Source organism: Mesorhizobium captivum (assembly GCF_033977165.1).
Classification (GTDB): Bacteria; Pseudomonadota; Alphaproteobacteria; order Rhizobiales; family Rhizobiaceae; genus Mesorhizobium; species Mesorhizobium captivum.
Genome location: NZ_JAVIJB010000015.1, coordinates 110,876 through 135,889, shown reverse-complemented (window position 1 = coordinate 135,889; position 25,014 = coordinate 110,876). Strand labels below are relative to the sequence as shown.

Annotated in this window: 24 protein-coding genes; 11 read left to right on the top strand and 13 right to left on the bottom strand. The window is 63.4% G+C overall.

From position 1 onward, the window contains the following. Positions 1–79: 79 nt before the first annotated feature. From RFM40_RS15385 to RFM40_RS15375, 3 genes are all read right to left on the bottom strand, one after another. The gene (locus RFM40_RS15385) at positions 80–940 is read right to left on the bottom strand and encodes a C40 family peptidase (RefSeq protein ID WP_320227348.1); all 861 of its coding nucleotides are present in this window, start codon (positions 938–940) and stop codon (positions 80–82) included. A gap of 107 nt (positions 941–1,047) precedes the next feature. Then, positions 1,048–1,398, bottom strand: a complete 351-nt coding sequence (locus RFM40_RS15380; protein WP_059185013.1) for a MarR family winged helix-turn-helix transcriptional regulator — start codon at positions 1,396–1,398, stop codon at positions 1,048–1,050. A 64-nt stretch (positions 1,399–1,462) separates the two neighbouring features. Continuing rightward, on the bottom strand, positions 1,463–2,827 hold the full coding sequence (locus tag RFM40_RS15375) for a leucyl aminopeptidase family protein (protein ID WP_320227349.1): 1,365 nt from the start codon (positions 2,825–2,827) through the stop codon (positions 1,463–1,465). 123 nt (positions 2,828–2,950) lie between these two features. Here RFM40_RS15375 and RFM40_RS15370 point away from each other — a divergent pair, with 123 nt between their 5' ends. After that, a complete protein-coding gene (locus RFM40_RS15370) occupies positions 2,951–3,778 on the top strand; it encodes a tetratricopeptide repeat protein (RefSeq protein WP_320227454.1) in 828 nt (275 codons plus the stop codon). Between the two features lie 196 nt (positions 3,779–3,974). Here RFM40_RS15370 and RFM40_RS15365 read toward each other — a convergent pair whose 3' ends face one another. The 9 genes from RFM40_RS15365 to RFM40_RS15325 all read right to left on the bottom strand — a co-directional run bounded on the left by RFM40_RS15365 (position 3,975) and on the right by RFM40_RS15325 (position 13,268). Beyond that, entirely contained in the window at positions 3,975–4,991 is a 1,017-nt protein-coding gene (locus tag RFM40_RS15365; protein WP_320227350.1) for a type II secretion system F family protein, read from the bottom strand. 13 nt (positions 4,992–5,004) lie between these two features. Next, on the bottom strand, positions 5,005–6,018 hold the full coding sequence (locus RFM40_RS15360) for a type II secretion system F family protein (RefSeq protein WP_320227351.1): 1,014 nt from the start codon (positions 6,016–6,018) through the stop codon (positions 5,005–5,007). Between the two features lie 131 nt (positions 6,019–6,149). Next, positions 6,150–7,649 (bottom strand): TadA family conjugal transfer-associated ATPase, encoded by a 1,500-nt coding sequence (locus tag RFM40_RS15355; RefSeq protein ID WP_320227352.1) that lies wholly within the window; start codon positions 7,647–7,649, stop codon positions 6,150–6,152. 30 nt (positions 7,650–7,679) lie between these two features. Beyond that, complete coding sequence (locus tag RFM40_RS15350) at positions 7,680–8,963, bottom strand: CpaE/TadZ family protein (RefSeq protein WP_320227353.1); 1,284 nt, start codon at positions 8,961–8,963, stop codon at positions 7,680–7,682. A 30-nt stretch (positions 8,964–8,993) separates the two neighbouring features. Continuing rightward, a complete protein-coding gene (locus tag RFM40_RS15345) occupies positions 8,994–9,734 on the bottom strand; it encodes a CpaD family pilus assembly protein (RefSeq protein ID WP_320227354.1) in 741 nt (246 codons plus the stop codon). 14 nt (positions 9,735–9,748) lie between these two features. Continuing rightward, positions 9,749–11,290 carry a type II and III secretion system protein family protein gene (locus RFM40_RS15340; protein ID WP_320227355.1) on the bottom strand — a complete coding sequence of 514 codons (1,542 nt, stop codon included), beginning with the start codon at positions 11,288–11,290 and terminating at the stop codon, positions 9,749–9,751. Next, positions 11,287–12,099 carry a Flp pilus assembly protein CpaB gene (gene cpaB, locus RFM40_RS15335; protein WP_320227356.1) on the bottom strand — a complete coding sequence of 271 codons (813 nt, stop codon included), beginning with the start codon at positions 12,097–12,099 and terminating at the stop codon, positions 11,287–11,289. Before cpaB ends, RFM40_RS15340 begins: the two co-directional genes overlap by 4 nt. A gap of 296 nt (positions 12,100–12,395) precedes the next feature. After that, positions 12,396–12,914 carry an A24 family peptidase gene (locus RFM40_RS15330; protein WP_320227357.1) on the bottom strand — a complete coding sequence of 173 codons (519 nt, stop codon included), beginning with the start codon at positions 12,912–12,914 and terminating at the stop codon, positions 12,396–12,398. Positions 12,915–13,094: 180 nt separating this feature from the next. After that, complete coding sequence (locus RFM40_RS15325) at positions 13,095–13,268, bottom strand: Flp family type IVb pilin (RefSeq protein WP_320227358.1); 174 nt, start codon at positions 13,266–13,268, stop codon at positions 13,095–13,097. A 357-nt stretch (positions 13,269–13,625) separates the two neighbouring features. Here RFM40_RS15325 and RFM40_RS15320 point away from each other — a divergent pair, with 357 nt between their 5' ends. The 3 genes from RFM40_RS15320 to RFM40_RS15310 all read left to right on the top strand — a co-directional run bounded on the left by RFM40_RS15320 (position 13,626) and on the right by RFM40_RS15310 (position 15,462). Then, positions 13,626–14,048 (top strand): pilus assembly protein N-terminal domain-containing protein, encoded by a 423-nt coding sequence (locus RFM40_RS15320; RefSeq protein ID WP_320227359.1) that lies wholly within the window; start codon positions 13,626–13,628, stop codon positions 14,046–14,048. Between the two features lie 138 nt (positions 14,049–14,186). After that, the gene (locus RFM40_RS15315; RefSeq protein ID WP_430691679.1) at positions 14,187–14,792 is read left to right on the top strand and encodes a TadE/TadG family type IV pilus assembly protein; all 606 of its coding nucleotides are present in this window, start codon (positions 14,187–14,189) and stop codon (positions 14,790–14,792) included. A gap of 40 nt (positions 14,793–14,832) precedes the next feature. Next, positions 14,833–15,462, top strand: coding sequence for a TadE/TadG family type IV pilus assembly protein (locus RFM40_RS15310; protein ID WP_320227360.1), 630 nt, complete (start codon positions 14,833–14,835; stop codon positions 15,460–15,462). Between the two features lie 3 nt (positions 15,463–15,465). Here the strand turns inward: RFM40_RS15310 and RFM40_RS15305 are convergent, their stop codons facing one another. Continuing rightward, a complete protein-coding gene (locus RFM40_RS15305; protein ID WP_320227361.1) occupies positions 15,466–16,401 on the bottom strand; it encodes a phosphate/phosphite/phosphonate ABC transporter substrate-binding protein in 936 nt (311 codons plus the stop codon). A 239-nt stretch (positions 16,402–16,640) separates the two neighbouring features. On the opposite strand from RFM40_RS15305, the gene RFM40_RS15300 reads away from it, so the two are divergent. The 7 genes from RFM40_RS15300 to recF all read left to right on the top strand — a co-directional run bounded on the left by RFM40_RS15300 (position 16,641) and on the right by recF (position 24,964). Next, the gene (locus RFM40_RS15300; RefSeq protein WP_320227362.1) at positions 16,641–17,888 is read left to right on the top strand and encodes a phosphopentomutase; all 1,248 of its coding nucleotides are present in this window, start codon (positions 16,641–16,643) and stop codon (positions 17,886–17,888) included. Beyond that, positions 17,872–18,762: a bifunctional DNA-formamidopyrimidine glycosylase/DNA-(apurinic or apyrimidinic site) lyase gene (gene mutM, locus RFM40_RS15295; RefSeq protein WP_320227363.1), complete on the top strand. Its 891-nt coding sequence runs from the start codon at positions 17,872–17,874 to the stop codon at positions 18,760–18,762. Before RFM40_RS15300 ends, mutM begins: the two co-directional genes overlap by 17 nt. A 36-nt stretch (positions 18,763–18,798) precedes the next feature. After that, positions 18,799–19,572 (top strand): enoyl-CoA hydratase, encoded by a 774-nt coding sequence (locus tag RFM40_RS15290; protein WP_320277758.1) that lies wholly within the window; start codon positions 18,799–18,801, stop codon positions 19,570–19,572. Positions 19,573–19,815: 243 nt separating this feature from the next. Then, positions 19,816–20,082, top strand: a complete 267-nt coding sequence (gene rpsT, locus RFM40_RS15285; protein WP_059185001.1) for a 30S ribosomal protein S20 — start codon at positions 19,816–19,818, stop codon at positions 20,080–20,082. Between the two features lie 835 nt (positions 20,083–20,917). After that, the gene (gene dnaA, locus RFM40_RS15280; RefSeq protein WP_430691678.1) at positions 20,918–22,462 is read left to right on the top strand and encodes a chromosomal replication initiator protein DnaA; all 1,545 of its coding nucleotides are present in this window, start codon (positions 20,918–20,920) and stop codon (positions 22,460–22,462) included. Positions 22,463–22,637: 175 nt separating this feature from the next. Then, on the top strand, positions 22,638–23,756 hold the full coding sequence (gene dnaN / locus RFM40_RS15275) for a DNA polymerase III subunit beta (protein WP_320227366.1): 1,119 nt from the start codon (positions 22,638–22,640) through the stop codon (positions 23,754–23,756). A gap of 68 nt (positions 23,757–23,824) precedes the next feature. Further along, entirely contained in the window at positions 23,825–24,964 is a 1,140-nt protein-coding gene (gene recF / locus RFM40_RS15270) for a DNA replication/repair protein RecF (RefSeq protein ID WP_320277757.1), read from the top strand. The last annotated feature ends 50 nt before the right edge of the window (positions 24,965–25,014 follow it).

Here is a 25,014-nt window from a genome sequence, read left to right as displayed (position 1 = left end):
CGGCGTTCCCTGGAACACCCCTCATCCGTCGCCTTCGGCGACACCTTCTCCCACAAGGGGAGAAGGACAGGCGCTTCCTCTACGGCCTCCTAAACCCGGTCGGCCCCCCATAGAGATAGCCGACGCGCTCGACGGCTTCCTTCAACCCCTCGCGCGAGACCAGCATCGTGTGGCCGTTGGCGTGGATCATGTCTTTCGCATCGGTCATGATCGCGACGTGGCCTTTCCAGAAGACGAGGTCGCCGCGCTGCAGTTCGGAAAAATCCGGGCCAGGCTGGAATGGCGTACCGATGCTCGCCGCCTGCATGTCGGAGTCGCGTAGCACCTCCTTGCCCGTCATGCGCATCGACAGTTGCACGAGGCCGGAGCAGTCGATGCCGAAGCCGGAGACGCCGCCCCAGAGATAGGGCGTGCCGAGGAAGCTCTCCGCGACCGTGACATAGTCGTCAGCAACCTCGGCGATCGGGCGAAGATGGCCGGCTATCACGGCCTGGCCGGAGGGAAGCAGCGCATAGTGCGTGCCGCGCGTTTCGGCAGCGCGCGTCACCGTCACGGTCGAGCCCATCGACAATTGTCCATCTATCGGAAAGCGCAGGTCGGGCCCCGGATAGAGGAAGCTGCGTGGCACGGAGACGATGTGGGTCGGCGCATGCTCGCGAGCCCCAAGAACATTGTCGGCGACATAGCCGACATAGCCGTCGCGCTCGGCCTGCACCCAGGCCCAGCCTTCCGCGTCCTCGAAGACAAGCACGTCGTCGCCGAACAGCGCCTGGGTGTTGACGCCGGCATCGGGGCGCGGCGCCTTGCGCAGGTCGGCGACGGCTGCCGTGATCCGCGCCGGGCGGCCGGCAACGAAGCGGTCGGCAGCGACCTCGCCTTTCAGCCTGGCATCGGCGAGATCGGAACGAAAGGCGTGAAGGCGGGCATCCCTGGCGGTCAAATCGGCAATCCGGTCAAATCGGTAACTCGGGTTTGATTGAGCATGACCTTGTCCGAAAACCGGTTCCCACTTTTTGCTGGCGCTGACCTACGGTTCGGGATCATGCTCTAGATGGGCAATTCATGCGCCCGGTCAACGATACCATCGCCGAAGCGCTCGACAAAGAGCGCGCCTTCGACCGTACGCCGGATCAGCACGTTGCGCTTGTCGAGCTCGTCGCGGTGGCGCGAGACCAGCTTCAGCGCGCCCATCGTGTCGAGCGCCCTGGTGATGACCGGCTTGGTGACGTTGAGCCTGGCGGCCAGCCCGCGCACCGTGTGCGGCGGCGGATCGAGGTAGATGGTGAGCAGGATCGCCGTCTGGCGCATGGTGAGATCGGGCGCGCCATCGCGCACCTGCGACAGCAATACCTGCTGCCACAGTCGCAAAGCCTGGCTCGGGCGCATCGAGATCGACATGCCGTAAGCATGACGGCAAATTGTTTCGCTTCCGTTTCAGTACCGGCGCTTTTCGGTATAGGCCTCACCCGAAGCGTTTCGAGATGATCCGCTCCAGCGCGCGAATGCCTTGCGCCTCGCCGCCCGTCAGGCCGTGCGGACGATCGTTCGGGTTCCAGGCAAAAATGTCGAAATGCGTCCAGCCGGGCGTTTTCTCGACGAAGCGCTTGAGGAACAAAGCCGCGGTGATCGATCCGGCAAAGCCGTCCGTGGTGACGTTGTTGATGTCGGCGACCTTCGACGAAAGCTTTGCATCGTAGGGCCGCCACAAGGGCATGCGCCACAGCGGATCCTCTACGGCGAGCGAAGCCGCAGCCAGGTCGGCCGCCAGCGCCTCGTCGCCGGTGTAGAAAGGCGGCAGATCGGGACCGAGCGCGACACGCGCGGCTCCGGTCAGCGTCGCCATGTCGATCAACAGGGCCGGCCTTTCCTCGTCGGCGAGCGCCAGCGCGTCGGCCAGGACCAGCCGGCCTTCGGCGTCCGTGTTGCCGATCTCGACCGTGATGCCCTTGCGGCTCCTCAGCACGTCCCCTGGCCGGAAGGCGTTGCCGGCAATCGAATTCTCGACCGCGGGGATCAGCACGCGCAGCCGGACATTCAGTTTCGCCGCCATGATGACGGAGGCGAGACCGAGCACGTTTGCGGCGCCGCCCATGTCTTTCTTCATCAACAGCATGCCCGACGACGGCTTGATGTCGAGGCCGCCGGTGTCGAAGCAGACGCCCTTGCCGACCAGCGTCACCTTCGGCGCATCGCCCGGCCCCCAGGTCATGTCGATAAGCCGCGGAGCGCCGGTCGAAGCGCGGCCAACGGCATGGATCATCGGGAAATTTCGCGCCAGCAGGTCGTCGCCATGGATCACGGAGATGTCGGCGCCGTGGACTGCCGCGAGCGTCCGTGCTGCCTCTTCCAATTCGGCGGGGCCCATGTCGCTGGTCGGCGTGTTGACGAGGTCGCGCGTCAGGAAAATACCCTCGGCGATGCGACGCACATGCGCGCCGTCAGCCCCGTGCGGCAGTGCGAAGCGCAGCGTCTTACCGGGCTTCCTGCCGTAGCGGGTAAAAACATAGCCGCCGAGGACGAGCGCCAGCGCCGCAAGATCCGGCGCGGGCAAATCCTGGGCAAAATGCCATTCGCCCTCGGGCAGCGATCTCGCCAGGGCGCCGACGGCAAGCTGGCTCTCGCCGTCGCCGATGCCGAACAGCGCGCCGGCGAGCGCGCCACCGTCGCCCGGCAGAACGAGCGTGCGGCCCGCCTCGCCGGAAAAGCCATTGGCCCGTGCCCAGGCAACGACCGAAGGCGGGAGGCTCGAAGCGTCGAGGCCGTCCTTTCCCACCAGATAAACTGGCAAGGCGGCTTCCGGTTTCTGGTCAATGAGTTCGACAGGCATTCGATGGTCTCCAGGCGGGCACGCCGAGTCGGCTTCTTAACGGTCCGTTAGGGTTAACAGAATATTTCTGCGGGAGGGAAGACGGCCAACCAAGGGCCGCACAGGAACGGAGACCAGGTGCCGATGCCGATCGCAGCGCCGAACGTCAAAAACAAGCGTCTGATCGCCGCGGCATTCGTGGCAGCGCTGGCGGCCAGCATGGCGGGCTGCGGCAGCACCAGCAAATTCACCACCGGCTCCATCTCCCGCTCCGACAGCAGGCCGCTGGAGACGATGTCGGCCAGCGAATTGCACAGCGCAACGACAAGGCTTGGCGATTCCTATGCCAGGAACCCGAACGACAAACGCATCGCCACGAATTTCGCCGCGGCGCTGCAGATGGATGGCGACGCCGACCAGTCGCTGGCCGTGATGCGCAAGCTTGCCATCGCCTACCCCAAGGACCGAGACGTGCTCGCCTCCTACGGCAAGGCGCTTGCCGCCAACGGGCAGTTCGAGCAGGCGCTCGATGCCGTACGCCGCGCCCAGACGCCGGAATATCCTGACTGGCGCCTGGTGTCGGCGGAAGCCGCGATCCTTGACCAGATGGGGAAGCGGGACGAGGCTCGTCAGGACTATCGAAAGGCGCTCGAGCTCAAGCCGAACGAACCTTCGATCCTCTCCAATCTCGGCATGTCCTATGTGCTGGAGGGCGACCTGCGCACGGCCGAGACCTATATGCGTTCGGCCGTGCAGCAACCGAACGCCGACAGCCGCGTGCGGCAGAACCTGGCGCTGGTCGTCGGCCTGCAGGGCCGCTTCGACGAGGCCGAAAAGATTGCCTCGCAGGAGCTTTCGCCGGAGCAGGCGCGGGCCAACATCGCTTATCTGCGGCAGATGCTTGCCCAGCAGAACGCCTGGAGCCAGCTCAAGGATCAGGACAAGGACAAGGCGAAGGTCGCGACCAACTGACCGCGGCTGCGGCAGCACCCAAAGCTATGCCCGACAAGGAAAAGCCGCGCGGCATCCGCCACGCGGCTTTGTCATGACCTAAAGCGGGTCGCGATCTTTCAGATTCGCTCCATGCGCTTTTAGGTTTTTGATTTTACGCATGTCTTTGTCCCGAAACCTGTCCCACATTCGGGAGACATGCTTTAGACAGCTTCGCCTACTCGCTGCTGGAATTGTGCTGGTCGCCGAAGATGCCGCGCTGGCTGACCTGGATGCCGGCCGGCCCCAGAATGATGGCGAACAGAACCGGCAGGAAGAACAGGATCATCGGCACGGTGAGCTTCGGCGGAAGTGCCGCGGCCTTCTTCTCGGCCGCGTTCATGCGCATGTCGCGGCTTTCCGAGGCCAGCACGCGCAGCGCATGCGCCACCGGCGTGCCGTAGCGCTCCGCCTGGACCAGGGCCTGGGTAACCGACTTCACCGATTCCAGGCCGGTGCGGCTTGCCAGGTTCTCATAGGCGACCTTGCGGTCCTGCAGATAGGAGAGTTCGGCATTGGTGAGCACGAATTCCTCGGCGAGGGCCACGGACTGGGCGCCGATCTCGTCGGCGACCTTGCGAAGCGCTGCTTCCACCGACATGCCGGATTCGACGCAGATCAGCATCAGGTCGAGCGCGTCAGGCCATGCCAGTTGGATCGACTGCTTGCGCTTGGTCGCGCGGTTGTTGACATAGAGGATCGGCGCATAGAAGCCGCCATAGGCGACCACAACGCAGACGAACAGCTTGATGAAGGCGGGTTGTTGCGGCAGGCCGCCGAGAAGGAACAGGTAGATCGCCGCCAGCGCGAATCCGATAAAGGGCAGGATCAGGCGAAAGAACAGAAAGCGCGTCAGCGGATTCTGACCGCGGAAGCCTGCCACTTTGAGCTTCTGCAGCGTGCCTTCGTCGGCAAGCGCGCGCTTGAGGTCCAGCCGTTCGACGATGTTGCGCATGCCGATCGACTGCTCTTCGCGCAGGCCTTTGCGGCGGCGGTCGGCTTCGCTGGCGAGGCGCGCACGCTGCTTTGAACGCAGCTCGTCACGTTCGAGCGCCACGCTTTTCATGCGCGCCTTGAGCTGATTGCCGCCAAGTGCCGGCATGAGCGTGAAGACGGTCGCAAAAACCGCGATGCCGACCAGGAGCGCGATAAGAAAGGAAGGATCGGTTAGCGTCTTGACGACCTGGTCTGTCATTGGGTCCGCGTCCCTATACTTCGAAATTCATCATCTTGCGCATCACCAGGATGCCGATCGACATCCAGACGCCGGAGCAGCCGAGGATCAGATTGCCGACGCTGGTCGTGAATAGCGGCATGATGTAGTTCGGGCTTGAAAGATAGACGAGAAAGGCGACGACGAACGGCAAGGCGCCGATAATGACGGCGGATGCCTTCGCTTCCATCGACAGCGCCTGCACCTTGGCCTTCATCTTCTTGCGATCGCGCAGCACGCGCGAAAGATTGCCCAGCGCCTCGGAGAGATTGCCGCCGGCCTGCGACTGGATCTGGATGACGATGCCGAAGAAGCCCGCCTCGGTGCATGGCATGGTCTCGGACATGCGCAGCGTGGCATCCGGGATCGACAGGCCCATCTGCTGGGAATCGACGATGCGGCGGAACTCGGCCCGAACGGGTTCGGGAGATTCGTTGGCGATCAGGCGGATCGCATCGTTCAACGGCAGGCCGGACTTGACCGCGCGCACGATGATGTCGAGCGCGTTCGGGAATTCCTCCAGGAAAGCCTTCACCCGGCGCGCGCGGCGAAACGACACGAACCAGCGCGGCAGGCCGAAGGCGCCGGCCAAGAGAGCGCCAGGCAAGACCAGCAATGGCGCACCGGCGAGATAGGCGAGAAACGTAAGCACGATCCCGCAGATCACCGAGTAGATGTAGAAGCGCTCGATGGAAACCGTCATGCCGGCCTGGCGGATCTGGGCTCTCAGCGGCGGCTTCTTGATGTTGCGGTCGTTGGATTTCTGCTTTTCATCGAGTTGCTTGAGCGAATCCTGGAGGTTTTTGCGCCGCCGGACCACTTCCGCAGCCCGGTCGCGCGAAGCCTTCACCACCGACCGGTCGGTCTCGGCCGCCTTGATTGTCTCAAGCCGCTTGCCGGCCTGCTTTTCGTTATCGATGCGCTTGAACAGGAAAGCATAGGCCACCGCGCCGGCGCTTAAGCCCGCAAGCACGACGAAAGCCAGAACCGTGGTGTCAATTCCGAACATCGACCGGGATCCCCAGGGCGGTTCGCCGCTTCAAAGAAACGGCGAACCGCCCTATTTCTTTGCTTAGACGCAATTCCGGACGGAAAACCGCTTCACGTTTTTCCTGGAATTGCTTCAGACCTCCAGATGCATTAGTCAGCGCGTTTCTCCATGGCCTCGAGCGCATTGGCCAGACGCTGCTCCTCGCCGTAGTAGCGGGCACGATCCCAGAAATGCGGCCGGCCGATGCCGGTGGAGACATGCTCGCCGATCAGACGGCCGCTCGAGTCTTCGCCCTTGATGTTGTAGAGGACGAGATCCTGGGTGATGACGACGTCGCCTTCCATGCCGATCACCTCGGTGATGTGGGTGATGCGGCGTGAGCCGTCGCGCAGACGGGCCGCCTGGATGATGACGTCGACCGAGCCGACGACGATCTCGCGCACCGTTCTCTGTGGCAGCGAATAGCCGCCCATAGCGATCATCGATTCAATACGGTTCAGGCATTCGCGCGGGCTGTTGGAGTGGATCGTTCCCATCGAACCGTCATGGCCGGTGTTCATCGCCTGCAGAAGGTCGAACACTTCCGGACCGCGCACCTCGCCGACGATGATCCGTTCGGGCCGCATGCGCAGGCAGTTCTTGACGAGGTCGCGCATGGTCACCTCGCCCTCGCCTTCGAGATTGGGCGGCCTGGTTTCGAGACGGACCACGTGCGGCTGCTGCAGCTGCAGCTCGGCCGAATCCTCGCAGGTGATGACCCGCTCCTCGCGATCGATGTAGTTGGTCAGGCAGTTGAGCAGCGTCGTCTTGCCCGAACCGGTACCGCCCGAGATGACGACGTTGCAACGGACGCGACCGATGATCTTGAGGATCTCCGCGCCTTGCGGCGAGATGGCGCCGAACTTGACCAGCTGGTCGAGCGTCAGCTTGTCCTTCTTGAACTTGCGGATGGTGAGCGCGGTGCCATCAAGGGAGAGCGGCGGCGCAATGACGTTGACGCGCGAGCCGTCGGGAAGACGCGCGTCGCAGATCGGGCTCGATTCGTCGACGCGGCGACCGACCTGGCTGACGATGCGCTGGCAGATGTTGAGGAGCTGCTGGTTGTCGCGGAAACGGATGCTGGTCGGCTCGACCTTGCCGTTGACCTCGATGTAGACGTTCTTGGAGCCGTTGACCATGATGTCGGCGATGTCGTCGCGGGCGAGCAGCGGCTCCAGCGGCCCATAGCCAAGCACGTCGTTGCAGATGTCCTCGAGCAGCTCTTCCTGCTCGGAGATCGACATCGCGAAGTTCTTGATCGCGATGATGTCGTTGACGATGTCGCGGATTTCCTCGCGCGCGCTTTCCGGATCGAGCTTGGCGAGCTGCGACAGGTCGATCGTGTCGATCAGCGCGGAGAACACCTGGCTCTTGGTGTCGTAATAGGTCTCGCTGCGCTCGCGCTGGACCCTTCTCGGCGGCTCGGGCGCCATCGGCGGCGCCTCGATCGGACGGCGAACGGGGGGCGTAGCGGGCGTGCTCGGCGCCGGCGCGGCCGGCCGATCGGGTGCAATCGTCCCAGCCGGAGCGGGAGCGGCGGGAGGAGGTGCCGGCGGACGGAATTCGGGAGCTGCCCGGCTGCCGTCGTCTGTGCCTCTTTTACCAAACATGATCGATTACCCGATGCCGCTTTGCGAGCGTCACTTCTTGTTGCGCGAAAGCTTGCCGAGGATGGAGCCCAGGCCTGCCTTCCTCTTCACCTTGATTTCGCTGCGCCCGGTCAGCACATGCGCGATTTCGTTGATCGTGCCGACGACCGGGCTCTTGGCGTCCATCTCGCCAAGCATGCGGCCATTGTTGGCCGCGTTGCCGAACAGCAGCGGCTCGAAATTGATTACCGCCATGGGCGTGATGCCGAGCGGTTCGGAAAAATCCGACGCCGCGATCTCCGGCCGTTTCGGAACGCCTGCCTGATTGATGATCAGCTTCGGCGGCGGGTCGTTCGGACGCAGTCGCTTCAGCATGTCCACCATATTCTTGGTGTTGCGCAGATTGGCGAGTTCGGGCGTGGCCGTGATGACGATCTCATCGGCCTTGATCAGCGTGCTCTTGGTCCAGCCGCTCCAGACGTGAGGGACGTCGAGCACGAGCAAGGGCGCGCTGCGCTGCGCCGTTTCGATGACCTGGGAGAAGGCGTCCGGATCGAAATCGTAGACGCGCTCGAGCGTGGAGGGTGCCGCCAGCAGGGACAGATGCTCGGCGCACTGCGCGAGCAGCCGGTCAAGATAGACCTCGTCGACGCGCTCAGGCGAAAACACCGCTTCGGCAATGCCCTGCGCGGGATCCTGGTCAAAATTGATGTTGGCGGTGCCGAAGGCGAGATCGAGATCGGCAACGACGACTTCAGACTTGAACAATGACGACATCGCCCAGGCGACGTTGTGAGCGATCGTCGAGGAGCCGACGCCGCCTTTGGCGCCGATGAAAGCAATGGAGCGGCCGATCGGATCGGACTCGGGATCGACGAAGATCGACGACACGACGCTGACGATGTCGGTCATCGAAACCGGCGCGATGACATATTCGGAAATGCCGGAACGGATGAGCTCCCGATAGAGGCCGACATCGTTGTAATGGCCGATGACCACGACCTTCGAGGACGGATCACAATATTCGGCGAGCTGAGTAAGCTGTTCGAGCAGCTGTTTCGGCTCGCTGCGCGATTCCAGCAGGATCAGGTTGGGTGTCGGCGCCGACTGGTAGAATTCGATCGCGGTGGCGATGCCGCCCATATGGACCTTGAGATGGGCCTTGGCCATGCGGCGGTCCTCGCCGGCACGCCCGATGGGGCTGGCGACGCCCTCGGTCTCGCAGAAGGCCTGGATGGAGATGCGCGGCACCGGGCGCAGCGCCTGCATGGCGGCGATGTCCTGTTGCGAGAGATCGCCGGTATCCGCGGGCGTGTCGTAGGCAAGATTGCTCATCGTCATGCTCTTTCCGTCATCCGGCGCGGCTCAGTACGTCACTTCCGAATTGCCGAGGAACTCGTCCGAAATGCCCCGGCCGCGATAGACATCGATCACCGCGCTGCGGTTCTCTGCGTCGATATCGGACTGCTTGCGCGGCCCGATCAGATCGTTGGGATTGGCCATCTGGGCTGCAAGGTTGTTCTGGTAGGAACAGCCGAAGTCGGCGTAATGCTTGTTCTCCGACGTCTCCGCGAGGTCGTCCGGCCAACGCCCGCATTTGTCAGTCTGGGCCCTCACCGCGACAAAGGCGACGCGCACCGGCGCCGAGGCCTCCGGCACGGCAGACTGATAGGATGTCATGACGATCCGGTTGCGCTTGACACCGGCAGCCATCGCCAACCTGGCGAAATCGCGACTGGCGGCGCTGGCGGCCGCCTGATTGGCCGATCCGACCGGGGTCGCGATCGTCAACGTGGGCGCGGCGCTCCTGTCATAGCTATCGAGAAAACCGAGCAGTGAGTCGCGTTGCGCGCCGGTCATCCCGCGATCGCCGGCGCCGACAGGAAGGTCGATCTTCTGGTTCTTCTCGGCGATGACGATGGGATGATTGGTGCGATAGTCGTCCGGTATGGAGCCGACCGTCACGCTGTCGCTGTGCCAGCCGGCGCAGCCGGCGAGCGACGCCGCAAGCGCGATCGCCAGGGCCGGGACGACAGACCGGCGGATGCGCTCCCGGCCCGATCCTGTCGTCGCGATCGTGATGGCCTTATATGCTGACTGAGACATGTCCGCTTTCCCGCTCACTTGTAGATGAAGCCGACCACGCCGTGATAACGGCCCGGTGGCCTGTCGGTCTGCATGGTGCCGTAGACGCGGTTGACGCGGCCAAGGAACATGCCGGCGCCGTCGCTCGGCGGATTGAAATTGTCGTCGGGCTTGGCCAGTTCGTTGCGCGCAACCGGCCTTGCCAGGTAAGGCGTGATGATGATGACGAGCTCGCTCTCATTGCGCACGAAGTCCTTGCTGCGGAACAGCGCGCCAAGCACCGGGATCTTGGCCAGGCCGGGCAGGCCGGAGACGGCCTGGCGAACGTCGTCGCGGACGAGGCCGGCAATCATCATCGATCCGCCCGAAGGCAATTCGACGGTGGTGTCGGCCAGTCTCTTGCGGAGCGACAAAATCGTCATGCCGGGCATGGTGCCTCCGCCTTCGATGGTCGCCGAACCCTCGGTGGTCGGCTCCGAAACGGCGGTTCTGACCTTGAGGCTTATACGCCCGGCCGAGAGCACGACCGGCTGGAACTCCAGGCCAATGCCGTACTCGAGTTTGTCGAAAGTATAGGTGGTCAGGCCGGTCTGGTTATCAGTCGACACGTTGCTCGAGCGTCCGCTGACCAGATTGTATTCGCCGCCCACCTTGAATGTCGCCTTCTCGCCGGAAACGGCGGTGAGGGTCGGCTCCGCCAGCGTCTTCATGACGCCGCTTTGCTCCATGGCATTGATGTAGGTCTGGATGCCGTTTCCGACGGTGTCTCCCAGCGCCAAGCCGGTTGACTGCGAAATCGGCTTGCCCAACCCGAAGGCGGGAGAACTTGCCGTGCTGAACGAAATGCCATTGGCGCTGCCGCTGCCGATCATGTTGACGCCGAGCTGCTTCATCACCGAGCGGCTGACTTCGGCCACCGTCACCTTCAGCGTCACCTGATCGTCGCCGACGATCTGCAGCAGATTGACGATCTTGGAGACCCGGCGCTCCTGGTCGGGATTGTTGATGTCGACCCCGCCATTGGCCGATCCGCCGGCGGCCGTCTGCGAATATTGGCCGGTCGTCGCTTCACCGCCCGAGACGAAGATGGTCGCCAGATCGACGGCGCGCTTGGCGTCGAGCGGCGTGTCCACCATGCCGGTCAGGATCACGTTGTCGTTCAGCAACTCGACCTTGATGTCAGAGGACGGAAGGAAGCGCTTGAGATAATCTTCCAGTCCGGCGACGTCACGTTCGACCGCAAGGTCGAGGCTGGCGATCTGCTCGCCGTTGGGGCCGAAGACGAAGATGTTGGTTTCGCCGACTGCCTTGCCGAACAGATAGATGCGGCGCGCCGTGCGCGTCACCGCGTCGGCGACCGCCGGGTTGGCGACGAGGATGTCGTAGGCGTCGCTCGGCAGATCGATGACCACCGACTTGTTGAGACCGAGCTTGACGCGCTGCGTGGCGACCGAGGCCGTCACGCCTGTGGCCCTGTTCGCGGCCTTGGCCTCGACGAGGCCGGGCGCATTGGTGCCGAGCAGGAACAGGCCGATTGCCGCCGTCGCCATGACTGGCAGTTTGCCGTTTAGCCTCATTTCCTTGCTCCCACTTCGGAAACTTCGCCCGACTTGATCAGCCGCACCGTGCCGCGCCGGCCATTGCCGTTCACCAGATAGTCGGCCTCGCCCAGGCTCTTCTCATTCGCGTCCACGATTGGACGCAGCGCCAGTGTCAGGCGGTCCGCCATCTGCTGCGCCACAGTGATGATCTCCGCCTGCTGCGGCGTCAGCTCCAGCGTCGCGGTCTGGCCGACCCGGGTCTTCTTGCCTTCCTCGTCTTCCTGGATGGTCTGGTCGATGGCCAGAACGCGGATGTTCTTGAGAATGGTCTCGGTGTTGAAGCCGCTGCCGCCGTTACCGGTATCGCCGCGCCGGGTCATGATGACGTCGACGAAATCGTTGGGCAGGATGAAGCCGCCTGCCGATGTGTCGGCCGATATGGCGGTCGCGACGGCGCGCATGCCGGACGGCAGGATCGACGACATGAAGCTCTGCCCCTCGCCGACCAGCTTGGAGCGCCGCAACGGCTCGCCGGTATACATGGCCACACGCGCCACCGAGCCCTTGAGCTTTTCGACCGCATCCGGTTCGGCGGCACGGGTAATGAAATTGGCGTTGACGCCGCTGGCCGGCCACCGCTCCCAGCCGATGTTGTCGCCGAGCTGGCTGCCCATGCCGACATCGCCGGAAAGCACCAGCACGTCCTGCAGCGCGATCGCCGGCTGCTTGGGAGCGTCGACGACGACCCGAGGCGGCGGCGCCGCCACCATGTTCTTTGCGACATAACCCGCGCCACCCGCCGCGGCCACAGCCACGCCCAGAATAATCAGTCGGGATGCTGGCATTCGTCCGAACCCTTCGCCTCAAGGCAAACCACCTCGCCAGGTCGGACTTTGCAGTTGCAATCGTCAAAACAAGGTTAATGTAATGCTTACGATCGTGATTAATTTAAGGTTTACTCAAATTGGATGGAACCGCTTGCCGTTAACGAAAAATGCGGCCAGGCCGCCTCGATAACTGCCCTTGTCAAGAAACGAGTTAAAAGCATGTCGCACAAAAGTGCGCAGCGGTTCTGAGGAGAACGACAGGGATCAAAACAAAGACTAAAGCGCGTCACCGGAACCCGTTTCAGCGACGCGCTTTAGCCGGTGAGCCTGTCCAGCGCCCAGACCATCAGCGGAGAATCCGGAAAGGTGACGATCCCGCCGAGACCAAGCGCGACGCCATACGGAATGCCTACGCTCTCGTCGGCGAAATGGCGCAGAAAACGATTGTGGCCGGTGTAGATCGCAAATGGCGATTTCCGGTAGGCCAGAATGGCAATCGTCAGCATGCCGCCGATCAATGTCGAGGTCACCAGATAGCCGACCAGACTGATGTTGAGCCCCATCCATACCGCGGTCGCCGCCAGAAGCTTGGCATCGCCGCCACCCATGCCGCCGAGCGCGAACAGGCCGAACGTCACCGCCAGCACCAGGCCACCGGCCGCGAAATGCCCGCCATAGGTCGCCCAGTCCATCCCGGTCAACGGAGCCACCAGGGCGAACGTCGCCAGGAGCAGCACCGGCACGCGGTTGGCGATCGTCATCGACAAGATGTCCGAGATCGCTGCAAACAACATGCAGAAAGGAAAGACGACGAAGATTACAGCTTCAAGCATGAGACAACACAGCGCCGTGAGAAAATTAACATGCCCAGTCTAGGCACATGGCATTAACGGTCGGTGAGCGCCGAGCGATCAAAATCGCGCGGTATAGGTGACCAGATGCTGCAATGAAGAAGGGCCGCCTGGAGGCGGCCCTTCTCGTCGAGAGCGACTTCGTCGTCACTCTGTTTGTTACTAGTTGCTGTTTTCGACCGCACTGGCGATCTTTTTGAACTTGTCGTTCAGGGCATTGCCGAGCTGGCCGGCGCCGACCATGATGGCGAGCGCGATGAGAGCGGCGATCAGACCGTATTCGATGGCGGTCGCGCCGGATTCGTCCTTCACAAAACGTGCGATGAGGTTAGACATTCGAGAGCTCCTACTCCACGTGTTACAGCACTTCCGTCAACTTCTCTTGCCGGTCGATCGGATGCTTGCGAATCTAGGGAGAAGCTCTTTCAATCGGCTTAATAAACACCCTTACCGATTCCTTTCCGGAGGCGAACCCGTCGCATAGTTAACCGTGGCCTAAACGTCCGGGATCGGACCGGCAGGCGGGAAAAGGGCGGAGATCCGGTGCACCCGCGATCTTGCTAAAACAGCGCATGCTGCTGATGCATGGCCCTTGAAGCGACCAATCCTTACCGCAGCCATGCGGCGTTTAACCGTCGGTTCACCAATTTCGTTCATGTTCCGTTGAACAGCCTGCCGCTTCGGAGCGCCTCAATGTCCTTGTCGAGATCGCCATTTTCAGTTGCCGCGCTGCTGGCAGTTGCGGCTTTCGTCGTGCCGGCCAGCGCCGGCGCCGGCATCGAAGTCACCATGAACCAGGCAAAGATCGTCAAGTTGTCGCGCGCCGCCGATACGATCGTCGTCGGCAATCCGGCAATCGCCGACGCATCCGTGCAAGATGCCTCGACCGTCGTTCTCACCGGCAAGGGTTTCGGCGTCACCAATCTGGTCGTGCTCGACTCCGATGGCAGTCCGATCATCGATGAACAGGTGACGGTCGTGCGGCAAGCTGCGTCTTCGGTGCGCATCTACAGACGCGCCGAAGTCCAGACCATGTCCTGCACGCCCTATTGCGAAAGCTCGTACAAGAGCGAGGCCGAGAGAACTTCCGAAACCGAAATGAATGCCGCCCGCTGAGGTCGATGCAGGCAGGCGCTCGCGACGTTAATGGCGGGTTAAAGGCCGTACGGCGAATTTAGCGCTCATCCAAACCGGACCTCAATGGGTTTTCGCTATGTTGCAGCCGACATTGCGAGGGATCGGCAGGAACGGAACATGAGCAAGGATCCGGCACCGGGGGGTGGCATGGACAGCAAGGGACGGGCAAAGCCCCGTCATGGCTTCTTCAGCGACATGCGCGGCAGCACGGCATTGGAATTCGCGATGCTGGCCATGCCGTTCGCCCTGCTCGTTTTCGCCATCCTCGAAAGCTGCATCTCGTTCGCCGGCCAGGAGGTGATGGCCAACGTCACTGACGATATTGCCCGTCAGCTGCGGACCGGGCAGCTCAGGAAGGCCAACGTCACCGAAGCCTCGATCAAGACGCTGATCTGCGACAGGATGGCGGTCATGGTCACCACGAATTGCCCGGGGTCTGGAGCAACCGCGTCACTGCTGGTGGACCTGCGCGAGTATGCGACCTTCGCCGACGCCGCCGCGGCTGGTTTCAAGATCGTGGACAAGGAGATCGTACTGACAGGCACGACCTCGACAACTTTCACGGTTTCTCCCGGGCTGGCGGAATCGAGGAACATGCTCAGGGTCTTCTACAAATGGCCGGTGATGACCGATTTCCTGGCCAAACAGATGGCCAATCTGAAGGACGGCAAGACGCTGCATTTCGCGTCCGTGACCTGGCAGAACGAGCCATTCGACAATTGAGACCGCTTGACGGCTGAGACTGCGGCGGGTGGAGGTAAAAATGCACCGTGCGGGGGCACACCGGAAAATTTCGGCCATTATGGCGAAGGTGGTGCGGTTTTGCCGCGATCGCCAGGGCGTCGCTGCAATCGAGTTCGCGTTCATCGTGCCGGTGCTGCTCATCATGTATTTCATCACGATGGAAGCCTCGCAGGCGATCGAAACCAGCAAGAAGGTCAGCCGCATCGGCAGCATGGTGGCGGATCTCGTCACGCAGCAGGCGACCGTCAAGAAAGCCGACCTCGATGCGATCATGAAGATCGGCGTCTCGACGCTGCAGCCCTACAACCGCTCCACCCCGACGATCATCATCACCGGAATCCAGATCACCGACGAGGCGTCGCCCAAGGTGAAGGTGGCATGGTCGCGCAAGCTTGTGGGCACCACCTATAGCGCCGACGCGCTGAAGGACAGCATCACCACCGTTCCGGCGACGCTGAATATCCGCAACACGTTCCTTGTCCGGGTGGAAAGCGACCTTGAGTATGAGGCGATGATCGCATGGTCGGCCGACGGTTCGAAGGCGTCGAAGGCGCTTGGATTGACCTCGGCATTCAACCACATTCCGATGGGCGAAACATACTATCTGAGGCCCCGTCGCGGTCCCACGGTTCCCTGCAGCGACTGCTGAAGATTATTCCCGGCCGCCCGCTTCGCGCCGCACGATGGCCAGCGCCGTTGCGTAGTCCTTCGATACGGCCAGCTCGAAGCCGCCGGAATGCGTCGATTCCAGAAGATCGTAGACATCGGGGGTCAGCGACTTGAGATTGGTCAGGAAGACGGCCAGCCGGCGCTTCGCCTCGGCATCGAGATCGCTGCGCACGGCGTGAGGCCCGTATCGCAGCGGAGCCGATGTCCATAGCACCCGAAGCGACGTCTTCGGGATGCCGGCGGCCTCGAGCCGCATGATCGTGCCGCCCGTATCGGTGGGCCGGCCATCGGCGCCGACGGGCTCCCAGCCGAACAGGCCGTCGGCTTCGCCGTCGCCGAGCATTGTCTCGGCCGCCGTGGCCGAGACGGCGCGCGTCAGGAAGGGTGAATCGTCCGCGATCTTGACGCCTTGGCCGGCCAGCCCGGTCAGCGGCAGCAGCGAACCGCCGACATTGTCGGCAGGCGCGACCGCGATCCGATGCGAAGCCATGGCGGCGAGGTCAGGCACTTTGCGGTCGCGCGTCACCAGCACGGAGCGGATGCCGGCGGCCCCATCGGCATCGACCGGCGCCACCAGCGGTTCGACACAGCCGCAGCGCTCGGAGGCCGCGGCATAAGCGAGCGCCGAATAGATCGCATATTGGACGCGGCCGCTCGCCTGCGCCTCGATAAGCGCCGCATAGTCGCGGGCAACCACGAACTCCACCTTCATGCCGAGCGCGTTCGTATAGGCATCCGTCAGGCGTGCCAGGCCGGGAACCGTGTTGCCGCCTCCAGGCTCGGCGACGATGCCGATGCGAAATGTGCCGATGTCGTCGCGCCAGTCGGCACGCGCCGACGAGGCCGCCGAGAGCACCGCGAGGGCCACCGCGCACGTCCTCAAAGTCCGGCTTGCCGCGGATCTTGTGCCCTTGCCCATCCTTGCCGCACTCCCGCCGACACCGCGCCCGATTGCGCGACTATGGCGCCAAGCCGTTGCGGTTTGGTTTCCGATTTGCCAACGCCACTGCGGAACCTTATGTCTGGCTGCCTAAAGCGCATCGCAATCTTTCAGATTCGCTCCGTGCGCTTTGGGTTTTTGATTTTACGCATGTCTTTGTCCCGAAACCGGTTCTCACTTTCGGGAGACAGGCACTGGACTGGCAACGACGGCACCCTATGGCGCGGGCTTTCCTATTCGTTCTCGATTCCTTCGGCATCGGCGGAGCGGCCGATGCCGAACGCTACGGCGATGCCGGCGCCAACACGTTCGGGCATATCGCGCAGGCCTGCGCCGAGGGCCGCGCGGATCGTGAAGGTTTGCGCAGGGGGCCGCTCGCCGTGCCCAACATGGTCTCGCTCGGGCTTGCCCAGGCCGCACGGACGGCAGCGGGACTGCCCATAAGTTTCGACGCGCCACTGCTTGCCTCATCTTTCCATGGCGCAGCCCAGGAAGTCTCGAGCGGCAAGGACACGCCGTCGGGCCACTGGGAGATTGCCGGCCTGCCCGTGCGTTTCGACTGGGGCTACTTTCCCGACACCGTGCCGGCCTTCCCGGCCGAGCTGACCGGCGCGATCATCCGTGAAGGCAAGGTGCCGGGCATCCTCGGCAATTGCCATGCGCCCGGAACCGAGATCATCGAGCGCTTCGGCGAGGAGCACATCCGCACCGGCAAGCCGATCTGCTACACTTCGGTAGACTCCGTGCTGCAGATCGCCGCGCACGAGACGCATTTCGGCCTGGAGCGGCTTTATGAGCTTTGCCTGACGGTCCGCCGGCTGGTCGATCCGCTCAAGATCGGGCGCGTGATCGCGCGACCCTTCGTCGGCGAGACAAGAGCCACCTTCCAGCGCACCCACAACCGCCGCGACTATGCCGTGCCGCCGCCGGAACCGACGCTGCTCGACCGGCTGACGGAGCGCGGCAGCAAGGTCGTCGCCGTCGGCAAGATCGGCGACATCTTCGCCCATCGCGGAATCTCTGAGGTGCGCAAGGCGGGCGGCAACATGGCGATGTTCGACAAGGCGCTGGGCGCCATGGACGACGCCGGCGATGGCGATCTGGTCTTCGCCAATTTCGTCGACTTCGACACCGAGTTCGGACACCGGCGCGACGTCGCCGGCTATGCCGGTGCGCTCGAGGCCTTCGACCGCCGGCTGGCGGAGGCGCTGTCGCGTATCAGGCCGGGCGACCTGCTCATCCTCACCGCCGACCATGGCAATGATCCGACCTGGCGCGGCACCGACCACACACGCGAACGCATTCCGGTGATCGGCATCGGGCCCGGGCTGAAGGGCGGCGACATCGGGCTCAGGCCGACCTTCGCCGATATCGGCGAAACCGTAGCCGACCATCTCGGCCTCGCGCCTGGCCGCCACGGCAGCTCTTTCCTAGCGACGATAGGCGGCCATGCCCGAACTGCCTGAAGTCGAAACGGTCCGGCGCGGGCTGCAGCCGGTTCTGGAAGGGGCCCGCCTCGTCAACGTCGAGACACGCAGGCCCGACCTTCGCTTTCCCTTTCCCGAGCGCTTTTCGGAGCGGCTTGCCGGCAAGACCGTGACGGCGCTTGGCAGACGCGCCAAATATCTGACGATACACATCGAAGACGGTCCGGTGCTGATCTGCCATCTCGGCATGTCGGGATCGTTCCGCGTCGAAGCTGCCGGGAGCAGCGACACGCCCAGCGCCTTCCACAATGAGCGCTCGAAAAGCGCAGCGCACGACCATGTCGTGTTCGACGTCGCTTCGCCGAAGGGCGAGCGGTCCCGCGTCATCTTCAACGACCCGCGCCGTTTCGGCTTCATGCTGTTTGCCGAAGGGGCGCCGGACACGCATCCGATGCTGGCGGGGCTGGGCATCGAGCCGACCGGCAACGCGCTTGACGGCCCCCTGCTCGCCTCGCTGCTCGCAGGCCGCAGGTCGCCGCTCAAGGCGGCATTGCTCGACCAGCGGCTGATCGCCGGGCTCGGCAACATATATGTGTCGGAGGCGCTGTGGCGCGCCAGCCTGTCGCCGCTGCGCGAAGCCGGCACCATCGCCGGCTCCGGCAAGAAAGCAAAAGAGCAGTGCGAACGCCTGGCCGAGGCCATCCGCTCGGTCATCGCCGACGCGATCGCCGCCGGCGGATCCTCGCTGCGCGACTATGTCCAGGCTGACGGGTCGCTCGGCTATTTCCAGCATTCCTTCGCGGTCTATGACCGCGAAGGAATGCCATGTCCGAAACCTGGCTGCAGCGGCCATATCGAGCGCATCGTGCAGAGCGGCCGCTCGACCTTCTATTGCCGGACCTGTCAGCGGTGAGCTAGACCGGTCTCCTCAATCGAAGGAGACGATGCCATGGCCTATGAAACCATTCTCGTGGAGACACGCGGCAAGGTCGGGCTGATCACGCTGAACCGGCCGAAGGCGCTCAACGCGCTCAATTCGCAGGTGCTGGCGGAGATCGTGGCCGCGGTGAACGCGTTCGGCGCCGATGCCGGCATCGGCGCATTGGTCCTCACAGGCTCGGAAAAGGCCTTCGCGGCCGGTGCCGACATCAAGGAAATGCAGGCGATCTCCTTCGTCGACGCCTACACACAGGATTTCTTCGTCGGCTGGGAGGAGCTTACGCGTGCGCGCAAGCCAATCATCGCGGCGGTTGCAGGCTATGCGCTCGGCGGCGGCTGCGAGCTGGCGATGATGTGCGATTTCATCATCGCCGCCGACAATGCAAAATTCGGCCAGCCCGAAATCACGCTCGGCGTCATGCCGGGCATGGGCGGATCGCAGCGCCTGACCCGCTTCGTCGGCAAATCGAAGGCGATGGACATGTGCCTGACCGGGCGCATGATGGACGCCGCCGAAGCCGAGCGCTGCGGACTGGTTTCGCGGGTGGTGCCGGCAGGCGAGCTCACCGAGGAAGCGCTGAAGGCGGCGGACAGGATCGCCGAGTTTTCACTGCCGTCGGTGATGATGACCAAGGAAGCCGTCAACCGGGCCTATGAGACGACGCTCGCCGAAGGACTGCGCTTCGAGCGTCGCCTCTTCCATTCGCTGTTTGCGCTCGACGACCAGAAGGAAGGCATGGCCGCCTTCGTCGAGAAGCGGAAGCCGAATTTCACCAACCGCTAATGCGCGTCCCCCGGAAGCGCGTGGCAGTTTGGGAAAACGGCACGCATAAGAGAAAGACTCGCAGTGCGCCGCGCGTTTCAGCGCGCCGCGCTACAAGGCGCCAAAAAGACCGCGAAGCGGCGTTGACGCGCCGGAAAAGCTGAACTATAAGCCGCACCAACCGAGGCGGCCCCGTGGCTGCCCGTTTGTTTTTTGCGCCCTGCGGCATCCCGCTGGCGCTCACCAGATCAGAAGAGAGGCATCATGGCCAATACGTCCTCGGCCAAAAAGGCAACGCGCAAGATCGCCCGCCGCGCGGCGATCAACAAGAACCGCCGGTCGCGCGTCCGCACCTATGTCCGCCAGGTCGAAGAGGCGCTCGCCGCCGGCGACAAGGCCGCGGCGCTCGAAGCCTTCAAGGTCGCGGAGCCGGAATTGATGCGCGCCGCAACCAAGGGTGTCATCCACAAGAACACGGCTTCCCGCAAGGTTTCGCGGCTGGCCCAGCGGGTCAAGGTGCTGTCGGCCTGACCGACTTCCGCTTAGAACCGTTATCCTTGAACCCGGCCGCATAGGCCGGGTTTTTTCGTTTGCCGGCAAGTACTTAAAAACAACGCGTGCATAACGAAGCTCGGCCCGAATTTCAAAGTTGCGAATGTTTTGCCGGCATATACATAATCGCTGATGCTGAGGCCCGTCGAATGCGGGCATGGCCATAAATTAGCCTGTCAAAAATTCCGCTTATATTTCAGAAACTTACGGATGGTCATCCACAGCTTGTTCAACGCGCGGAGGAGCGGCGGGGGACAAGTAGCTGTCAAGAGAATTATTTCACAAAATTTCGTATCGGCCGGCCTTTTTCATATTCGCCGGAAAAGGGTTTGAATCACAATGGCTTTGTCAGAACACGCCCCAGTGGCACCCGCTTCGAACACGTCTCCGGTAACCAGATTCGTTAAAAATCGGTTAGACGTGGCCTTGCCCTATCCACAGCGATTTCGGTAATGTCCATTCATCGAAGGGACGGGCTTTAGCCCCTGACCCAGCCTGAATCGGCCAGCACAAAATGGCGGAATTCATGACGTGGAGCAATTCCGCGTGCGGCTTGGTCTGTCTCCTCGGTGGGTAGGGGACTGGCGTAATTGTACATGGCAGTCGACGTTGGCCGGCGTTTTCGCCGGACGGTGTTGTGTTGCCCTGGCATGATCAAGCCGGCTTGCAAGAGCCGGCATCGGTCCCTTGCGCAACGTTGCGACTATATCGCCGGCGGCGGCGATGGAGCGCAGCGAAAAAAAGTCGCCGGATCCAGGGTGCAGGAGGCGCACTCCCGGCGGGAAAAGGGTACGAGAAGACAAGGAACTTGATCATGCAGAGCGGCATCGAACGGGAGATAGCGGGCGAGCTCCCATTCCCTACAACTTTCGTCGGAGGGGACGGAATGACGGCATCCAGCGACGCTGAACAGAAGTTCGAGCGGGTCAAGACCCAGCTTAAGGCGCGTCTGGGAGCCGAGGTCTACTCGAGCTGGTTTGGCCGCATGAAGGTTGCCGAGGCCTCGCGCGGCATTGTCCGCATCTCCGTGCCCACGGCCTTCCTGCGGTCGTGGATCAACGGCCACTATCTCGACCTTATCGCGGAACTGTGGAGACATGAGGATCCGGACCTTCTCAAGATCGAGATCATCGTGCGGACCGCCACGCGGCAGGGCCGCAACAATGTCGAGCCTGAGATCGCACCTGCGCGCAAGATGACCAAGCAGGCGCAGACCGCGCTCGCCGCCGGCACCGCGAGCGCCGGCCGGGTGGAGCGGACGCCGGCGCCCCGCCAGGGCATGCCGGCGGAGACCGAGTTCCGCCACAATGTGCTGGGGTCACCGCTCGACCCGCGCTATACTTTCACCTCTTTCATCGAAGGGCCCTCGAACCGGGTGGCCTTCGCGGCGGCCAAGGCGGTGGCGGAATCGCAGTCGAGCGCGGTGCGCTTCAATCCGCTTTTCCTTCACGCGACCGTTGGCCTCGGCAAGACGCACCTTTTACAGGCGATCGCGGCGGAATCGCTGAGGCACAACCCGAAGTCGCGGGTGGTCTATCTCACGGCGGAATATTTCATGTGGCGCTTCGCCACCGCGATCCGCGACAACAATGCGCTCACCCTCAAGGAGCAGCTGCGCGACATCGATCTCCTGATCATCGACGACATGCAGTTCCTGCAGGGCAAGTCGATCCAGCATGAGTTCTGCCATCTCATCAACATGCTGCTCGACAGCGCCAAGCAGGTGGTGGTCGCCGCCGACCGGCCGCCGTCGGAACTGGAATCGCTGGAGCCGCGCGTGCGTTCGCGCCTCAATGGCGGCGTGGCGCTCGAAATGTCGGCGCCGGACTTCGCCATGCGGCTCGGCATGCTGAAGCTGCGCCTTGCCACCGCCAAGATCGACGATTCCTCGCTCGACATTTCGGACGAGATCCTCGATCACGTCGCCCGCACGGTGACGGGCAGCGGGCGCGAGCTCGAAGGCGCCTTCAACCAGCTTCTGTTTCGCCAGTCCTTCGAACCGCAGATCACCATCGACCGCATCGACGAGATCCTCGGCCACATCTACCGCTCGGGCGAGCCGAAGCGGGTGCGCATCGAGGACATCCAGCGCATCGTGGCGCGCCACTACAACGTGTCGAAGACGGAGCTGCTGTCCAACCGGCGCACGCGCACCATCGTCAAGCCGCGCCAGGTGGCGATGTATCTGTCGAAGGTGATGACGCCGCGCTCGCTGCCCGAGATCGGACGGCGCTTCGGCGGCCGCGACCACACGACGGTTCTGCATGCCGTGCGCAAGATCGAGGATCTTTCCGGTGCCGACAACACGCTGGCGCAGGAACTCGAGCTGCTCAGAAGGCTGATCAACGAGCAGGCCTGAGCGCTTCGCCGGCTTTATCCCCAGAAAGCCCGCGCAACCGGCCGGAACCGGTGTCGCGGGCTTGCGCTTGCAGGCTTTTTACTGTCAGCTTACACAGATTCTGAGCTTTTCGGAGCTTTCGCGGGATGCCGCTCCCCGGTGACCCGCTCATTCATTGAAGCGAGCCTGTTTCGTCATGCGTGTTATCCTGGAACGGTCCAATCTCCTGAAGTCCCTCAACCACGTTCATCGCGTGGTGGAGCGGCGCAACACCATTCCGATCCTGTCGAATGTGCTGCTCAGCGCCGAAGGCGCCAGCCTGGAAATGAAAGCGACCGACCTCGACCTCGAAGTGACGGAAGCCACGCCCGCCAAGGTCGAGCGCGGCGGCGCGACGACGGTCCCGGCGCACCTGCTCTACGACATCGTGCGCAAGCTCGCCGACGGCGCCGAGGTGATGCTGAAGACCGACGAGGACGGCAACGCGATGACCGTCACGTCCGGACGCTCCAGCTTCCGCCTGCAGTGCCTGCCGCAGTCCGATTTCCCGGAACTCTCGGCCGGCTCCTTCTCGCACATCTTCCGGCTCGACTCGGTGGCGCTCAAGGGCCTGATCGAAAAAACGCAGTTCGCCATTTCGACCGAAGAGACGCGCTACTATCTCAACGGCATCTTCCTGCACACGCATGAGACCGGCGGCAAGCTGAAGCTGCGCTCGGTCGCGACCGACGGCCACCGCCTGGCGCGCGCCGAGATCGACGCGCCGGCGGGCTCCGAAGGCATGCCCGGCATCATCATCCCGCGCAAGACGGTGAGCGAGCTGCAGAAGCTGGTCGACGATCCGGATGTGGCGGTGACGACGGAGTTGTCGGACACCAAGATCCGCTTCACCATCGGCAGCGTCATCCTGACCTCGAAGCTGATCGACGGAACCTTCCCGGACTATCAACGCGTCATTCCGACCGGCAACGACAAGAAGCTGATCATCGACCGCCAGAGCTTCGCCGCCGCCGTCGACCGCGTCTCGACCATTTCGTCCGAGCGCGGCCGGGCGGTGAAACTGTCGATCATCGAAGGCCAGCTAACGCTTGCCGTCAACAATCCGGATTCGGGCAGCGCCACCGAGGAACTGGCGGCCGACTATACGTCGGACCCGATCGAGATCGGCTTCAACGCCAAATATCTGCTCGATGTCGCAGCCCAACTCACCGGCTCGGAGGCGAAGTTCATGCTGGCCGACGCCGGCTCGCCGACGCTGATCCACGACATGGCCGACGAGACCGCGCTCTATGTGCTGATGCCGATGCGGGTGTAGCCGCATCCGGTTTCGCGCCGGCTGGCGATGGAGCGATGATTACGGCGGCTTGCACGGACGGATAGCGGTTGCCGGAACAGACCCACATAAGTAAGCTTACGCTTACCAATTTTCGCAATTATGCTGGACTTTCGCTTGAGCTCGGCCCCGGCATCGTTGTGCTGTCCGGCGACAATGGTGCCGGCAAGACCAATCTGCTCGAAGCCATCTCGCTGCTGACACCCGGACGCGGGCTCCGTCGCGCCCCCTATGCCGACGTGGCGCGCGAGGGCGGTGACGGCGGCTTTGCCTTGCATGCCCGCATCGAGGGACCGGAAGGCCAGGTCGAAATCGGCACCGGCATTGCCGGCGGCGACGGTGCCGGAGAAGGCGGCAGACGCGTTCGCATCAACGGCGCGCCGGCGAAGTCGGCGGAGGACATGCTGGAATGGCTGCGAGTCGTCTGGCTGACGCCGGCGATGGACGGGCTGTTTCCGGGGCCGGCCGCCGACCGTCGCCGCTTCCTCGATCGGCTCGTGCTGGCGATCGACCCCAGCCACGGCCAGCGGGCGCTCGACTATGAAAAGGCAATGCGCGGCCGTAACCGTTTGCTTACCGAAGGTTCCCGCGACAGCGGCTGGTTCGACGCGATCGAGACGCAAATGGCCGAAACGGGGGTGGCGATCGCGGCGGCGCGGGCGGAACTGGTGCGGCTGCTTACCGCCATGATCGACAAGCTGCCTGGCAGCGGCCCGTTTCCACAGGCCGACATCAGCCTCTCCGGCGAGTTGGAGAGCGAGATCGCCGTCGCGCCGGCGGTCGATGTCGAGGAGCGGTTTCGCGCCGCTCTCGCCAACGGCCGCGAGCGCGACCGCGCCGCCGGCCGCACGCTCGACGGTCCGCATCGCTCCGATCTCGCGGTCCGGCACCGGCCGAAGTCGATGCCTGCCGAACTCTGCTCGACCGGCGAGCAGAAGGCGCTGCTGGTCGGCATCGTATTGTCGCATGCGAGGCTGACCGGCGAGATGTCGAGCCTGACGCCGATCCTGCTACTCGACGAGATCGCCGCGCACCTCGACAGCGGCCGGCGGGCGGCATTGTTTTCCATCCTCGAGGAGCTGAACTGCCAGGCCTTCATGACCGGCACCGACGCGGCGCTGTTTTCAAGCCTTGCCGGGCGGGCGCAGTTCCTGACGGTCGATCACGGCAACGTCGGGCCGACCGGCTAGCCTTTTGAAAAACCCAACGGGCGTCAGCGCTTGGCCTTCGGGACAAGGCT